This is a genomic window from Kitasatospora sp. NPDC005751, from assembly GCF_040630835.1.
In the GTDB taxonomy this organism is placed as follows: Bacteria; Actinomycetota; Actinomycetes; order Streptomycetales; family Streptomycetaceae; genus Kitasatospora.
In genome coordinates this window covers 26,590-42,311 of sequence record NZ_JBEXYC010000018.1, presented here as the reverse complement: position 1 = coordinate 42,311, position 15,722 = coordinate 26,590, and the positions used below count along the sequence as shown (strand labels likewise).

The 15,722-nt window shown below is 74.1% G+C and carries 10 protein-coding genes; 8 read left to right on the top strand and 2 right to left on the bottom strand.

What is annotated here, in order from left to right; translation table 11 throughout:
• Positions 1-50: 50 nt before the first annotated feature.
• Positions 51-1,364, bottom strand: a complete 1,314-nt coding sequence (locus tag ABZ497_RS18645; protein ID WP_359806442.1) for an alpha/beta fold hydrolase — start codon at positions 1,362-1,364, stop codon at positions 51-53.
• A gap of 750 nt (positions 1,365-2,114) precedes the next feature.
• On the opposite strand from ABZ497_RS18645, the gene ABZ497_RS18640 reads away from it, so the two are divergent.
• From ABZ497_RS18640 to ABZ497_RS18610, 7 genes are all read left to right on the top strand, one after another.
• Positions 2,115-4,253: a glycogen debranching N-terminal domain-containing protein gene (locus tag ABZ497_RS18640; RefSeq protein WP_359806554.1), complete on the top strand. Its 2,139-nt coding sequence runs from the start codon at positions 2,115-2,117 to the stop codon at positions 4,251-4,253.
• A 161-nt stretch (positions 4,254-4,414) separates the two neighbouring features.
• Positions 4,415-5,173, top strand: coding sequence for an NUDIX domain-containing protein (locus ABZ497_RS18635; RefSeq protein WP_329489860.1), 759 nt, complete (start codon positions 4,415-4,417; stop codon positions 5,171-5,173).
• A 316-nt stretch (positions 5,174-5,489) separates the two neighbouring features.
• Positions 5,490-7,178, top strand: a complete 1,689-nt coding sequence (locus ABZ497_RS18630; RefSeq protein ID WP_359806439.1) for an ATP-binding cassette domain-containing protein — start codon at positions 5,490-5,492, stop codon at positions 7,176-7,178.
• A 3-nt stretch (positions 7,179-7,181) separates the two neighbouring features.
• A complete protein-coding gene (locus tag ABZ497_RS18625) occupies positions 7,182-8,087 on the top strand; it encodes a hypothetical protein (protein ID WP_359806436.1) in 906 nt (301 codons plus the stop codon).
• Positions 8,088-8,306: 219 nt separating this feature from the next.
• On the top strand, positions 8,307-9,239 hold the full coding sequence (locus ABZ497_RS18620; protein WP_359806434.1) for a FadR/GntR family transcriptional regulator: 933 nt from the start codon (positions 8,307-8,309) through the stop codon (positions 9,237-9,239).
• Between the two features lie 514 nt (positions 9,240-9,753).
• Complete coding sequence (locus ABZ497_RS18615) at positions 9,754-11,394, top strand: RNA polymerase sigma factor (protein WP_329489864.1); 1,641 nt, start codon at positions 9,754-9,756, stop codon at positions 11,392-11,394.
• 259 nt (positions 11,395-11,653) lie between these two features.
• Positions 11,654-12,583: a serine protease gene (locus ABZ497_RS18610; RefSeq protein ID WP_359806431.1), complete on the top strand. Its 930-nt coding sequence runs from the start codon at positions 11,654-11,656 to the stop codon at positions 12,581-12,583.
• 224 nt (positions 12,584-12,807) lie between these two features.
• Here the strand turns inward: ABZ497_RS18610 and ABZ497_RS18605 are convergent, their stop codons facing one another.
• Positions 12,808-13,041 (bottom strand): hypothetical protein, encoded by a 234-nt coding sequence (locus ABZ497_RS18605; RefSeq protein ID WP_329489866.1) that lies wholly within the window; start codon positions 13,039-13,041, stop codon positions 12,808-12,810.
• Positions 13,042-13,577: 536 nt separating this feature from the next.
• Between ABZ497_RS18605 and ABZ497_RS18600 the strand changes: the two genes are divergently transcribed.
• Positions 13,578-15,689, top strand: a complete 2,112-nt coding sequence (locus tag ABZ497_RS18600) for a DNA topoisomerase IV subunit B (RefSeq protein WP_359806429.1) — start codon at positions 13,578-13,580, stop codon at positions 15,687-15,689.
• Positions 15,690-15,722 lie beyond the last annotated feature (33 nt).

The window sequence follows — 15,722 nt, the reverse complement described above, 5'->3', positions numbered from 1 at the left end:
CCTCCGCCGGCCGGCTCGGGCCGCCGACCCGAGCCGGCGGCCCGAGGCCGCTACACCTCGCCGCGGGCCATCGCGATCAGACGGTCCAGCACCTTGCCGCCGCTGACCCGGAGCCCGTCGTGCTCCCACTCGTTGGTGACCCACGTCCGCAGGCCGCGTACGGCCCGGGCGGTCTCCAGCGAGTCCGCGGTGTCGACGTACATGTCGTCGTGGTAGACCGCCGCCACGACGGGCACCTCGTTGACGGCCAGTCGGGCCGGGTCGTACAGGTCGGCCCAGTCGGTGCGGGCGGCGAGCAGCTCCGCCGTCTCCTTCAGCGGGCGGAGCGCCGGGTCGGTGTCGAACAGCCAGGGGTAGATCATCTCCCCGGTGAACAGCACCGGGGCCCCCGATTCCAGCGCAGCCCCGGCGTCGAACTCGGGGAACTCCTTGCGGACGCGCTCGGCCGCCCAGCCGGTGCCCGCCCCGTCCACCGACCGCTGACCGTAGATTGATTCGTGCAGCACGGCGTACAGCGGTCCCTCGGCGAAGGAGACCTTCGCCTGAACGCCGGCCAGGAAGGTGTCGGACAGCTCGGGCCCGGCGACGCCTTCCACCCAGGCCTCCTCCAGCAGGTAGTGCAGGCTTCCGGAGCCGCTGCCGCCGCCGAGCATCATGCCGAGGCCCTGGAACGCCTGGACGGTGAGCAGCCCGCCGTCGGGCAGCGTGGCGGGGGAGTCGGCGAGGTGGGCGGCGATCCGCCGGACCGCTTCGACGTCCTGCGGGAAGCGGGCGTAGTGCTCCTCGTTCTTGCGGACCACCCGGGGGTAGGCCGCCCGGTACACGTCGTCGGCCGAGCTGCGCAGGCCCGCGAGGCCGCCCGTGACGAAGGCCTGGCGCAGCCCCTCGGGCGCGATCGACAGGTAGGTGAGGAGGCAGAAGCCGCCGAAGCTCTGGCCGAGCACGCTCCATCGCCGGTCGTCGCCGAGAAGTCGGCGCCGGATCAGCTCGGAGTCCCGCACGATCGAGTCCGCGCGGAAGCACGCCAGGTAGTCGGCCTGCTCCTGGGCGCCGCCGCGCCGGGCGAGGGTCTGCCGGTTCGCGGGCGTGGACCGCCCGGTGCCGCGCTGGTCGAGCAGGAGCACCCGGTAGTCGTCGAGGGCGCGCTCCAGCCAGCCGTCGCGGCCGAGCGGGCGCCCCGCCTTGCCGCCCGGTCCGCCCTGGAGGAAGAGCAGCCAGGGCAGATCGTCCTTCTCACGGCGCGCGGCCACCACCTCGCGGGCGTACACCTCGATCTGCTCGCCCTGGGGGGCGGAGTGGTCGAGGGGCACGCGGAAGACGTGGTCGGTCGTGACAATCCCGGGCAGCCGGCTGGCGGTGGACATACAACTCCTCGGTATGTGTCTGGTTCACAGCCGTCACGCCGCCGCTCACGGTGTTGCCGGTGCGGGCGCCGCAACCCCCGCACCGTATCCTGACGGCGGTCGGACACGGGTTCGACGGTTGCCGTTCACGACCGTCCGCCCGAGGAGCCGCGCGAGGCTGTACGACAGCCGCGGCACCCGTGGGTGCGGGCCCGTCACGGCACCGGCCCGGAGCGCCGGCTGCCCGGCGGCGGCACGACCGCCCGGTACCCCGGTGCGGCAGGCCGAAGTGGCGGTTCGGGCGTTACCTGCGGCCGGTCCGCGGCGTTCACCCCGGGGGCACTGTGCCCGGACGGACACCGGGCTCCCGCAGCCGGACGACGCCGCGCCGCGCCGAGTACCGGGGTGCGGCCCGCCGACGGTGCCCGGCGCACCGCCCGGCCGACGGGCGGCCGGCAGAAGGTGGCCGCCCCGCGCCCGTCCACGGCGGGACCGGGGCGCCGATCGGGACACGGCGTCACCGGTGCGACCGGGCAAAGGCCGTGACGAAGTGCCGGGCACCAGCGGGTGCCCGGGAAAGGCGGACCCCGGTACCCGGCGGCACCGGGCACCGCATGGCACGGCCCGGCGACGGGTACGGCCAGACACGGCAGACACGCCGGCGGGAACCCCCGCAGGCCAGGCATCATCAGCACGCGATCGAGCATGCTCGCGGCCCACCGGCCTCACCGGCCACCGGACCGCCGAGGGGAGGAGAGTCCGGTGACCGCCATGAGGCCACCACAGGCCATGCCGGCCGAGAGCGTGGTCGGTGCGCCGAGACCGGTCGGGCGCCCCGACCAGGTACCGCCGGGCATGCCCGGCGGCGCACCCGCCGGCCCGGCCCGGTCGGCGGCGCCGCGTCCGCAGCCCGCCGCCGTCCACCACGCGGTGCTCTGCGTCAACGCCCCCTCGATGGCCGCCTCCGGCCCGGACGGACAGCTGCGCGGTCACGGCCTCCACGGCTTCTACCGCTCCGGAGTCCGGGTCCTGGCCCGGATGGAGCTGCGGATCGGCGGCATGGAGCCGCTGCCGCTCCAGGGCACCCTGACCTCGGCGGCGCAGGCCCGCTTCCTCGGCGCCGTCCGGATCCCCGGCGACCTCGACCCCGATCCGGCGCTCACCGTCGAACGGCTGCGCCATGCCGACGGGATCGAGACCGTCACCGTCCGGAACACCGGCAGCAGGCCGGCCCGGCTGCCGCTGGAGATCGCGCTCGGCACGGACCTCGGCCCGGTCGGCGAGATCGCCGCCGGGCACCGGCCGCCGGATCTGCCCGGACAGGTGCAGTCCGCCGGGCTGCGCTGGGCCGGGCCGACCCACAGCGCCGTCGTCAGCGCCAAGCCCTCGCCGCACGCCGTGCTGGCCGGCGCCGGAGTGCTGCGCTGGGACCTGGAGGTGCAGCCCGGTGCCCGGTGGTCGGTCGAGCTGCGCACCGAGCTGGAGAGCACCACCCCCGGTCCCCGGCCGCCGGGCGGCCGCGGCACCGGCGTCCCGCTGCCGTGGGCGGAGCCGGAGGTCCGCAGTGACGACCCCCGGGTCCAGTCGCTGGTGCCGCGCGCACTGGACGCCCTCGGCGGCCTGCTGTTCGCCGACCCGGACCGCCCGACCGACCTCTACCCGGCCTCCGGCGCGCCTTGGCGCTTCGGACTCGCCCCGGCCGACGCACTCTGGGCGGCCCGGCTGATGCTCCCGCTGGGCACCCGGCTGGCGGCCGGCACCCTGCGGGCACTCGCCCGCCGTCAGCAGCTCGCGCCCCCGGCCGGCCAGGGCGGCCCCGGCCCACGGCCCGAGGGGCTGCTGCCCGGGGCGCTGCGGCACGGCGGTCCGGAGCTGCCGCCCACCTGCACGGCCACCGAGGCGACCCTGCTGTTCGTCACGGTGCTCGCCGAGGCCTGGCGCTGGGGCCTGCCCCGGCACGAGGTGGCCGAGCTGCTGCCGGCCGCCGAGCGGGCGCTCGGGGCGCTCCGCGACGGCCTGGTCGACGGCTTCGTCACCGACCTGAGCCGTCCGGTGGAGGAGCGCGCCGCCCATCCGGTGGCGGCCCGCGCCGAGGTCCAGGCCCAGGCGCACCGGGCGGCGCTGCACGGGGCCGAGCTGCTGGACGCCTTCGGCCGCCCCGGCGCCGAGGAGTGGCGCTCCTGGGCGGCCGGTCTGCGGGGGCGCTTCCGTGAGCGGTTCTGGATCGACGACCTCTCCGGCGGCCGTCCGGCGGCGGGCCTCGTCCCGGGGGGCCAGCAGCTCCCCGCCGTCGCCTCCTCCTTCGTCCACCTCCTCGACCCGGGGCTCTGCGCCGACGGCGGCCGGCACGAGAGCCTGCTCGACCGCGAGCAGACCAGGGTGCTGGCCCAACGGCTGGCCGCGCCCGAGCTGGACAGCGGCTGGGGCCTGCGCACGCTCAGCGCCAAGTCGCCCCGGTTCAATCCGCTCGGCCACCGCAGCGGTGCGGTGCGGGTCCATGAGACCGCCCTCGCGATCGCCGGGCTGGCCGAGGCCGGCCACGAGAACGAGGCCGGTGCGCTGCTGGAGGGCCTGCTCGGCGCCGCCGCCCACTTCGAGGGCCGGCTGCCCGAGATGTACGCGGGGGAGCAGCGCGTGCCCGGTTGCCCGCCGGTGCCGCACCCGGCCGCGTGCCACCCGGCGGCGGTCTCGGCGGCCGGGGCCGTGCACGCGGTGTTCGCCCTCGCCGGGGTGCGCCCCGACGTACCGGGCGGGCGGGTGCTGGTCCGGCCGGCCAGCACGGCGCCGCTGGGCGAGCTGCAGCTGACCGGGCTGCGGGTGGCGGGCGAGCCGTTCTCGGTGCGGGTGAGCCGGATCGGCGTGGCGATGGTCGAGGAGGCGTCCGCGGAGCTCCAGCTGGTCGCCCGCTGACCCCCGAACCGCGCCCCGGTCGGGCGGGGCCGCCCGCCCCGCCCGACCGGGGCCGCCCAGAGCCGCGCACGGGGCAGGGACGGGTCGGGGACGCGGACGGTCGGGCACGCTTCGTGCGCGGGCCTGTGCTTATCGTCAGAGAGACGACTATGATCGTCGCCATGTCGCGTTATGACCCGTCGGCCTTCCCCCCGTTCGCTGTCACGGTTGACCTGGTGGTCCTGACGGTGCGGGACCACGCGCTGTGCGCCCTGCTGGTCCGACGGGGCGAGCCCCCCTTCCAGGGCTACTGGGCCCTGCCGGGCGGCTTCGTCCGCCTGGACGAGGGCCTGGCCGAGGCGGCGTCCCGGGAGCTGGCCGAGGAGACCGGTCTGCGCGCCTACTCCGCTCCCGGCCACGACGCGGCGGGCCCCGGTGCGGCCGGCGCCCACCTGGAGCAGCTCGCGACCTACGGCCACCCACAGCGCGACCCCCGGATGCGGGTGGTCAGCGTGGCCTATCTCGTCCTGGCGCCCGACCTGCCGACCCCGCGGGCCGGTGGCGACGCCAGCGGCGCCCGCTGGGCCCCGGTCGCCGAACTGCTCGGACCGAGCCCGGTCGACGGCGTCCCGCTCGCCTTCGACCACGGGCTGATCCTGGCCGACGGCGTGGAGCGGGCCCGGTCCAAGATCGAGTACTCCTCCCTGGCGACGGCGTTCTGTCCGCCCGAGTTCACCGTCGGCGAGCTGCGCCGGGTCTACGAGGCAGTCTGGGGCGTGGTGCTCGACCCGCGGAACTTCCACCGCAAGGTCACCGGCACCCCCGGCTTCCTGCTGCCCTCCGGCGGCACGACCACGCGCCAGGGCGGCCGCCCCGCGCAGCTGTTCACCCCCGGCGGCGCCACCGTGCTCAACCCGCCGATGCTGCGCCCGGAGTCCTGAGCGGGCATCCCGTCCAGCCCCGCGCCCGCGCCCGCCCTCCGGGCGGCCGGGCTACCGGTGCTCGCGGCGCCCGACATCCGCAGAGCCCGGAACAACCGCAACGCCCGGAACCGCTCGCCCGATCGGCGCGACGGTGACTCCGTCGCAGGATCGGATTGTCCCCTGATCGGGTGAGGTGCGTGGGTGGCGGGCCCGTGCCGCTCCCGTAATGCCCGGAATCGCCGCTCCGGCCCCCTAATGTGCTGGCGCGGGGCCGTGCGGGCACGGCCCCGTGTCGCGCAGACCAGGTCGGCCGAGGGCACGGGAGCAGCCAGCGATGATCCAGATCACCGGACTGACCAAGGTCTACCGCAGGGGTGTCCCGCCGGCGGTGCTCGACCTGACCTTCGACGCCCGCGCCGGCTCCGTGACGGCACTGCTGGGCCCCGAGGACGCGGGCAAGTCAACCGCGTTGCGGCTGATGCTCGAACTCGAACGCGGCCAGGGCGTCACGCTCTTCGACGGCCGCACCTACCGTCGGCTCCGCCGCCCGGAGCGCGAGGTCGGCGTACTGCTGCCGGCCCCGGGCGGTGCCGGCGGCGCGGTCGCCGGGCACCCCGACCGAAAGGCCGTCAGCCACCTCCGGATGCTGGCGGCGGCCGTCGGAGTCCCCGCCCGGCGGGCCGACGAACTGCTGGAGCAGACCCGGCTGGCGGCCGTGGCCGGGCAGCGGCTGCGCAGCTTCTCGCCCGGCATGCACCGGCGGCTCGCCCTCGCCGCGGCGCTGCTCGGCGACCCGGGCACCCTGATCCTCGACGCGCCCACCGAGGGGCTCTCGCCGCGCAATGTGGAGTGGTTCCACTCCTTCCTCCGTTCGTTCGGGGTCGCCGGCGGCACGGTCCTGGTCACCACCCGCACGCCGCAGGAGGCCTCCCGGCTCGCGGACCGGGTGGTCACGCTCGACCAGGGCCGCCTGGTGGCCGATCAGCCGGTGGAGGAGTTCTGCCGCACCCGGCTCAGCCCCGAGGTCGCCGTGCGCGGGCCGCAGATGGCCCGGCTCGCCGATCTGCTGGCGGCCCAGGGCGCGGCGGTGCGCCGGGACGGCGGGGCGGGCCTCGCGGTGGCGGGGATCGATCGCACCGAGATCGGTGAACTCGCCTACCGGCACGGCATCCTGCTGCACGAGCTCGCCGACCGGGTGGTCGAGCAGCCCGCTCCCCGCGCCGCCCTGCCCACGGCCTCGGGGCGGTCGGGTCGGCTCCGGGTCAGGTCGGCGCAGGCCGAGCACCGCCCGCCCGATCCCAGGCCCGGGCGCCTGGCGGAGCCCCGTTCGGCGGAGCCCCGCCCGGCGGAGGCGGCGGTGGAGCCCGAGGCCTCCCCGAGCGAGTCGGCGCAGGTGCCCAGGCCGGCCGCGGGCGCGGCGGGCACCGGCGCGCTGCCGGTCCTCGCGCTGCCTTCGTCGTCCGCCGCGGCCGCCGGTACCGTCGCGGTCGCCGCCGCGACGGCCCTGTCGGCGGTCACCGCGCGGGCCACCCGGCGCACGCCCCAGCAGGGCCAGCAGGGCCAGCAGGGCCAGGAAACCCGGCAGGGTCGGGAAGGCCGGCAGGACGGGAAGTCACGGTCGCCCCGGGACCCCCACCCGCCCCGCCGACCCGAGCCGACAACCGCCGAAGCTCCGAACACCGGCCGCACTCCCGAGGTCGCCGGCACTCCCGCGACCGCCGGTACCCCCAACACCGCCGGCACCCCCGCGACCGCCGATACCCCCGACACCGGTGGGGTCATCGAGAGCGCCGACACCGCGCCGACGGTCGTCGTGGACCGCCTCTTCCGGGACGGCCTCCGCGGACTGGCCCGGTCCGGCAGCGCCCCGGACCCCGGTGCCCGCGCCCGGCGCGAGGACGCCGGCGTCGGCGACCTGATGACCGCCGACACCGTCCGGCTCGGCCGACCGCTCCCGGGCACCGCCCCCGACGCCCCGGACACCCCCGCCACCCCCACCACCCCCGACCACCGGAGCGAGTGAACCGTGCGTGTACTGGCCTACGAGCTGCGCCGGCTGCGCGGCCTGCGCTCCACCTGGCTGCTCCTCACCGCCGTGCTGCTCTGCGACGCCGCGGTGGCCGCGGTGCTGGCCGCCCAGACTCCCGCCGGGCCGCTGGCCGGGTCGGCCGGCGTGCGGCTGCTGACGGCGACCGTGCCGCTGGTCCCGCTGCCGTTCGCGGCGCTCGGCGCCGGGTTGCTGGGCGCGCTCTCCTACGGCCACGAGGTGCGCCACCCGGGGTTGGCGGCCTCGCAGGTGTCGTATCCGCGCCGGGTGCGGCTGCTGCTGGCCAAGCTGGTGGTGATCGCCCCGGTGGCCGGGCTGCTGGCGCTGGTCACCCTGCTGATCGACACCGTGGTCGTGCACTTCGCGCTCCCGGACGGGGTGGCGGTGGCCGCCTGGTCGGAGCCGGCCGCCCTGTCGGGCCGGGTGTCCGAGGCGCTCGCCTCGGCCGGCTTCAGCGGGCTCGCGGACCTGCCCGGGGCTTTCGCCCCCGCCGCGCTCGCGGCCGGCCAGGGGGTGCCCGCCGCCCTGCTGGCCTTCGTCCTGCTGGTGGTCGTGGCGGGCTGGACGGGGGTGCTGACGGCCTCGCTGACCCGCAGTGCCGCCGCGGGGGTGCTGCTGCTCTGCGCGCTGCCGCCGCTGCTGGAGTCCGGGGTGGCCCTGGTGCTCCGGCAGACCGGCACCGCCTGGCCGGCCCGCGCGACCGAACTGCTGCCGTTCCAGTCCGGCGTCGAGTGGGCGTACGGATGGGTGTACGGCGGGGACGACCGGGTTGCGGAGGGCGGTTCGGTGCTGACCGACCCGGCGCTGCTGGCAGCGGTCGCGGCGCCGGCGCTGGTGCTGCTGCTCGTCTCGCTCCTGGTCCAGGCCCGGCGGCGCGCGCTCTGAGGCGACGGGCGGGCGTGCGGACCGGTCGGGCGCCCGCCCGCACGGCTCCCGGCGGAGGCCGGTCGAAAGCCTCGCCGAGGGCCGGGAAGCCACCGGGAAGCCCCTCGCAGAGCCCGGACCGTCGCTGACGGTCTGCCAAGATCGACCAGCAGTGGCCGTAATGTGCGGTTCTTCCTGATAAGAAGTCAATTATCCAGTCACGGTCGATCACCCTTTCGTGTGCTTTTCACGAGAATTCTCAAGCTGCGCCCGCCGATCGCCGACAAAGGACTTGTGAGTACCCTTGCGCACCCCACCATGACCCCCGCCCGTTCCGCCGAAGGTGCCATCCCCGGCGCCGGCGACCTGGACCGCTTCTCGTACGCCGACCGGCCGACCCCGCCGGCGCCCCGCTGGGAGGGCGCCGAGTCGGATCTGGGCCGGGTCGGCCGCAAGACCACCAGCAGTCGTGGCCGAGGCCTGCACGGCCAGCTCGTGCAGCAGCTCGGCCAGATGATCGTCTCGGGCGACCTCGGTGCCGACCGCCCGCTCGTCCCCGAGGAGATCGGCCAGCGCTTCGAGGTCTCCCGCACCGTCGTCCGCGAGTCGCTGCGCGTGCTGGAGGCGAAGGGCCTGGTCAGTGCCCGGCCGAACGTCGGCACCCGGGTCCGGCCGGTCGGCGACTGGAACCTGCTCGACCCGGACATCATCGAGTGGCGCGCCTTCGGCCCGCAGCGCGACGAGCAGCGCCGGGAGCTGTTCGAGCTCCGCTGGGCGATCGAGCCGCTGGCCGCCAGGCTCGCCGCGGGGCACGGCCGGGAGGACGTCCAGCAGCGCCTGGTCGAACTGATCGAGATCATGGGCCACGCCGCCGCCCAGGCCGACCTCTCCACGTTCTCGCGGGTCGACGCCGAGCTGCACGCCCTGGTCCTGCAGATGGCGGGGAACCGGATGCTGGAGCACCTCTCCGGGATCGTCTCCTGCGCCCTCCAGGTGTCGGGTGGCCCGCCCACCTCCTGCGAGCGCCCCTCGGAGGCCTCGGTCAGCCTGCACGCCCGGCTGGTGGACGCCCTCGGCACCGGCGACGGCACGGCGGGCGAGGCCGCGGTGCGGGCGCTGCTCACCGTCCACCCGGAGATCGAGCCGTCCGTCCCCGCTCCCCGGGAGCACTGAGTCGCCCACCCGGCGATCGAGCGGCCCCGCGAACTCCCGGCCCTCCGGCTGCACCGCACGGCGCAGCCGGAGGGCTTCTTCACGCCCGGGCTCGGCCGTCGGACGCCCGCTCCGCCGTGAACCGCCGTGAACCGCCGTGATCCGCGGAATTCGCACGCCCCGCGGCAGCCGCCCCGGCCGCGGTGGTCTGCCCATGCCAAGAGCTTGGTCGCGAGTGAGGGATGATGGAAGTCGGCCCCGGGCCGCGGGCGCCGAGTGGTGTGACCCGCGACACGAAGGCCATGCGTAACACTTGACGAGTAGCAGCGATGTGTCCTGAGCGGAAGCAGCTCCGGAATACCCCAACATGTCAGAATGCTGTGTTGGTCTGCGGCGCTGCTGCCGTCCTGCAAACCCAGTCCTCAAGCCCGAGTCGGTCGGAATCGACACCGCGCGTCCGACGCGCGATCTCCTTCCCCGCCCGCTCGGGCGGCCGGTACGGGTTCGAGTCCACTCATCGTCCGAGAGGTTGTTCGTGTCGGCCAGCACATCCCGTTCGCTTCCCCCCGAGATCGCCGAGTCCGCGGCTCTGCTGGCGCTCATCGAGCGGGGCAAGGCCCAGGGGCAGATCGCCGGTGACGACGTGCGCCAGGCGTTCGAGGCGGACCAGATCCCGGTCACCAAGTGGAAGAACGTCATGCGCAGCCTCAACCAGGTTCTGATTGAGGAGGGGGTGGACCTTATGGTCAGCGCGGCCGAGCCGGCCGGTGCCAAGCGCAAGAGCGTCGCTGCCAAGAGCCCCACCAAGCGCACTGCCACCAAGGCGGTCACCACCCGGAACCCGGCCGCTCCGGCGGCCCCGACCAAGCCCCCCGTGCGCATCGCGCCCGGCGCGACCATCTCCGTTCCGGCGGTCGCGGCCGCCGCGGCGTCGGTCGGCACGGTGTCCGCCGAGATCACCGAGGCGGGAGCCACGCTCTCCGCCGAGGCGAAGGCGCCTGCGGCCAAGAAGGCCGCCCCGGCGAAGAAGGCGGCCGCCAAGAAGACCGCCGCGCCGGCCAAGAAGACCGCCGCCAAGAAGACCGCCGCCGGTAAGGCGGGCAAGGGCGACGAGGAGATCGGCGGCGAGGAAGAGCTGATCGAGGACGTCGCGCTGCCCGGCGACAAGGCGGGCGAGGAGGCGGAGCCCGAGGAGGAGTCGCAGGGGTTCGTCCTCTCCGACGACGACGAGGACGACGCGCCTGCCCAGCAGGTCGCCGTCGCCGGTGCCACCGCCGACCCGGTCAAGGACTACCTGAAGCAGATCGGCAAGGTCCCGCTGCTCAACGCCGAGCAGGAGGTCGAGCTCGCCAAGCGCATCGAGGCCGGCCTGTTCGCCGAGGACAAGCTCTCGGCCGCCGACAAGCTGGCGCCGAAGCTCAAGCGCGAGCTGGAGATCATCGCCGAGGACGGCCGCCGCGCCAAGAACCACCTGCTGGAGGCCAACCTCCGCCTGGTGGTCTCGCTGGCCAAGCGCTACACCGGTCGCGGCATGCTCTTCCTGGACCTCATCCAGGAGGGCAACCTGGGCCTGATCCGTGCGGTCGAGAAGTTCGACTACACCAAGGGCTACAAGTTCTCCACCTACGCCACGTGGTGGATCCGCCAGGCGATCACCCGCGCGATGGCCGACCAGGCGCGCACCATCCGTATCCCGGTGCACATGGTCGAGGTCATCAACAAGCTGGCCCGCGTCCAGCGCCAGATGCTCCAGGACCTGGGCCGCGAGCCCACCCCGGAGGAGCTGGCCAAGGAACTCGACATGACCCCCGAGAAGGTCATCGAGGTCCAGAAGTACGGTCGCGAGCCCATTTCGCTGCACACCCCGCTGGGTGAGGACGGCGACAGCGAGTTCGGCGACCTGATCGAGGACTCCGAGGCGGTCGTGCCGGCCGACGCGGTCTCCTTCACCCTGCTCCAGGAGCAGCTGCACTCGGTGCTGGACACCCTGTCCGAGCGCGAGGCGGGCGTCGTCTCGATGCGCTTCGGCCTGACGGACGGTCAGCCGAAGACGCTGGACGAGATCGGCAAGGTGTACGGGGTCACCCGTGAGCGCATCCGCCAGATCGAGTCCAAGACCATGTCGAAGCTGCGCCACCCGTCGCGCTCCCAGGTGCTGCGCGACTACCTGGACTGATCCGCGACCGGCGGGACCGCCGCCGGACCATCCGGTCCGGCCCGGTCCGGCGATCCGCACCGTGAGTAGGCCCGGAGCACTGCGCTCCGGGCCTTCTCCGTGTCCGGCGTGACTCCGGCGTGGCTCCCGGGGGCGGCCGGGCGATAGAGCGACAGGGCGATAGGGCGCGTCAGCGTCCGGGTGGCTGTTGTCGCTCGTCCGGGTGGCGGTGCGGCGGTAACCGGTCGCGGACCGTAGCCGATCACCTACGCTGTGCCGGTTGCCCGCTACCGAGCCAACTGGAGACACGGTGCTGCCCAACCCGGATCGCGCGGACCTGCCGACCGTCGCCTCGCCCTCGGCGTGCCCGGCCGGCCGGCCGGTGCGTCGCCGCTACCGGGCGGCCGTCCTGGGCCTGCTCGCCGCGCTGCCCGCGACGCTGGTCGCGTTCGGCCCGGCCGCACCGGCCGAGGCCCAGCGGCGGGTGATCGGCGGCGCCGTCGTGAGCACCGCCGACCATCCGTGGATGGTGGCGGTCGCCAGCCGCCAGCAGTTCGGCAACGGTCGCTCGGGGCAGTTCTGCGGCGGTGCGCTCGTCACTCCGACCAAGGTCGTGACGGCGGCGCACTGCTTCTACGACGAGGCCAAGGGCCGGCGGGTGGAGCGGCCGGGGCTGAAGGTCGTGGTGGGCCGGGACGACCTGCGCGGCTCGGTCGGCCGTGAGGTGCCCGTCGAGGCGGTCTGGATCCACCCCGACTACGCCTTCGCGGCCAACATGAACGATGTGGCGGTCCTCACGCTCACCGAGTCGCAGGGTGCCCGCCCGGTGATCGACCTGGTCGGCCAGGGGGACACGGAGCCGTACCGGGAGGGGAACCGGGCGCAGGTCTACGGCTGGGGGGACACCTCGGGCAAGGGCGACTACTCGCCCACGCTCCGTGGTGTCGACGTGTCGGTCATCCCCGACCGGACCTGTGCCCAGGCCTACCCGGGTGGGCAGGACGGGCACTTCGACGCCCGCGGCATGGTCTGCGCCGGTGCGGAGAAGGGCGGCAAGGACGCCTGCCAGGGGGACAGCGGTGGCCCGCTGGTCGTCGCCGGACGCCTCGCCGGGCTGGTCTCCTGGGGGACGGGCTGCGCGGAGGCGGCCCACCCGGGTGTCTACACCCGCGTCGCCGCGGTCGCCGACGCGGTACGCTCCGTCCTGTAGTCGCACGGTCACGTTCTGACGTCGCGTCGCCCGTACCGTCGGGCGGCGCGACGGCCCGTACCGAAACCGCGACGGGCCCGGATCACAGCTGGTCCGATCGCGGCCGGAAACAGCAGAGCCGGGCGACCGGCCCCCGTCAGGGGACCCGCCGCCCGGCTCGCCGGTCGCGCGCAGTGCGCGGCCGGACACAGCTCGTTGGCCTGCTGCTGCTGTGGCGCCCGGTATCAGCGCTCTTCGTCGGCGGCCGCGGCGTTGGTGGTGCTGCTGAGCCGGCCGCTCTCGTCCTGTATCTCCACGGCGATCTTCTTGAGCTCGGGCTCGAACTTCCGGCCGTGGTGGGCACAGAAGAGCAGCTCTCCGCCGCTGGCGAGTACGACGCGCAGGTAAGCCTGGGCGCCGCAGCGGTCGCAGCGGTCAGCCGCGGTGAGCGGGCTCGCAGGGGTCAGAACAGTAGTCACGTCGCCTCTTCTCTAGCTCGACGAGCTGTCGTACCAGGGTCAACATCCAACCAGGCCGAAAACGTTCCCGCTCGTGGCTTTTCTTCTTTGAGGATTCTGCTGTGTTGATGAGGACGTGCCCCGGGGGCCGGTGGTTCATGCGTACCGAAGCCCAGGATCCGCCTGTCCCTCGAACGCCCGATCGGGACGGGGTGCGAGGTCCGCGTAGCATAATCCTCTGCTGGGTTGGAGCATAAGCCCCGTCCTGGGCCCCGGTAGCCTGCATAACGGCAGTTCCGGAGCCTGCGCCCGGTCCCACGATCCGCCAGGACCGGTGGTACCGGGAGGAGATGGCGCTCCGGTGCGCGGAATCCGGCGCGGTGCGTGTTCGCGCAGCGCGTACAAGCTGCGCGGGACCGGCTCGTCGTGCTGTGACCCAGCGCAGGGGCGTGCACACGTGGCGGAGCTGTTGTCGGTGCGGTGTGCTGCACTGGCGGACGTTCCGGCTGTGCCCGGATGTGACCGATGAGACAGAACTTCACCGAGGAGAGTGCCGCGTGAGTGCCGAATCGACCGTGCCGTCCGCACTGCTGGCCGGGGACGACGGCTCCAACTACACCGCTCGGCACCTGCTCGTCCTGGAGGGCCTGGAGGCGGTTCGCAAGCGCCCCGGCATGTACATCGGCTCCACCGACAGCCGGGGCCTGATGCACTGCCTCTGGGAGATCATCGACAACTCGGTCGACGAGGCCCTCGGCGGCCACTGCGACCGCATCGACGTCGTCCTGCACGACGACTCCTCGGTGGAGGTGCGCGACAACGGCCGCGGCATCCCGGTGGACGTCGAGCCCAAGACCGGGCTCTCCGGTGTCGAGGTCGTGATGACCAAGCTGCACGCCGGCGGCAAGTTCGGCGGCGGCTCCTACGCGGCCTCGGGCGGCCTGCACGGCGTGGGCGCGTCCGTCGTCAACGCCCTCTCGGCCCGGCTGGACGTGGAGGTGGACCGCGGCGGCCACACCCACGCGGTCAGCTTCCGCCGGGGCACCCCGGGCATCTTCACCGAGGGCGGCCCGGACGCCCCCTTCGAGCCCGCCAACGGCCTCAGCAAGGCCCGCAAGGTACCGAAGGCCCGCACCGGCACCCGGATCCGCTACTGGGCCGACCGGCAGATCTTCCTCAAGGACGCCCGGCTCTCCCTGGAACACCTGCACAACCGGGCCCGGCAGACCGCCTTCCTCGTCCCCGGCCTCACCATCGTCGTCCGTGACGAGCGGCTGACCGAGAGCGACGTGGTCGAGGAGTCGACCTTCCACTACGACGGCGGCATCGCCGAGTTCTGCGAGTTCCTCGCGCCGGACAAGCCGGTCTGCGACGTGCTGCGGCTGCACGGCGAGGGCACCTTCAAGGAGACCGTCCCCGTCCTGGACGAGGTCGGCCACATGACGCCCACCGAGGTCACCCGCCACCTCGGCGTGGACATCGCGCTGCGCTGGGGCGCCGGCTACGACACCACCCTGCGCTCCTTCGTCAACATCATCGCCACCCCCAAGGGCGGCACCCACGTCACCGGCTTCGAGCGCTCGCTCGCCAAGACCGTCAACGAGGCACTGCGCGCCGCCAAGCTGCTGCGCGTCGCCGAGGACGACATCACCAAGGACGACGCCACCGAGGGCCTCACCGCCGTGGTCACCGTCCGGCTCGCGGAGCCGCAGTTCGAGGGCCAGACCAAGGAGGTGCTGGGCACCTCGGCGGCCAACCGGATCGTCGCCGCGGTGGTCGCCAAGGAGCTCAAGGCCTTCCTGACGTCCGCCAAGAAGGACGAGAAGCTCCAGGCCAGGGCCGTCCTGGACAAGGTCGTCGCGGCCGCCCGCACCCGGGTCGCCGCCCGCCAGCACAAGGAGGCCCAGCGCCGGAAGACCGCGCTGGAGACCAGCTCGCTGCCGGCCAAGCTGGCCGACTGCCGCAGTGACGACGTCGAGCGCAGCGAACTCTTCATCGTCGAGGGGGACTCCGCGCTCGGGACCGCCAAGCTGGCCCGCAACTCGGAGTTCCAGGCGCTGCTGCCGATCCGCGGCAAGATCCTCAACGTGCAGAAGGCGTCCGTGAGCGACATGCTCAAGAACACCGAGTGCGCCGCGATCATCCAGGTGATAGGGGCCGGTTCGGGCCGCACCTTCGACATCGACCAGGCCCGTTACGGCCGGGTCATCTTCATGGCCGACGCCGATGTCGACGGCTCGCACATCCGCTGCCTGCTGCTGACGCTCTTTCAGCGCTACATGCGGCCCATGGTCGAGCAGGGCCGGGTCTTCGCCGCCGTCCCGCCGCTGCACCGGATCGAGCTCACCAGCCCCAAGCGGGGCCAGGACAAGTACCACTACACCTACTCCGACGCCGAGCTGCGCTCCACCCTGCTGGAGTTCCAGCGCAAGAACATGCGCTGGAAGGACCCGGTCCAGCGGTACAAGGGCCTCGGTGAGATGGACGCCGACCAGCTGGCCGAGACCACCATGGACCCGCGCCACCGCACCCTGCGCCGGATCAACCTGGGCGACCTGGAGCAGGCCGAGAAGATCTTCGACCTGCTGATGGGCAACGACGTCGCCCCCCGCAAGGAGTTCATCGTCGACTCGGCGGCCACCCTGGACCGCTCGCGCATCGACGCCTGAGCACACCGCCGCACGGCAGGGGCCCTCCACCCT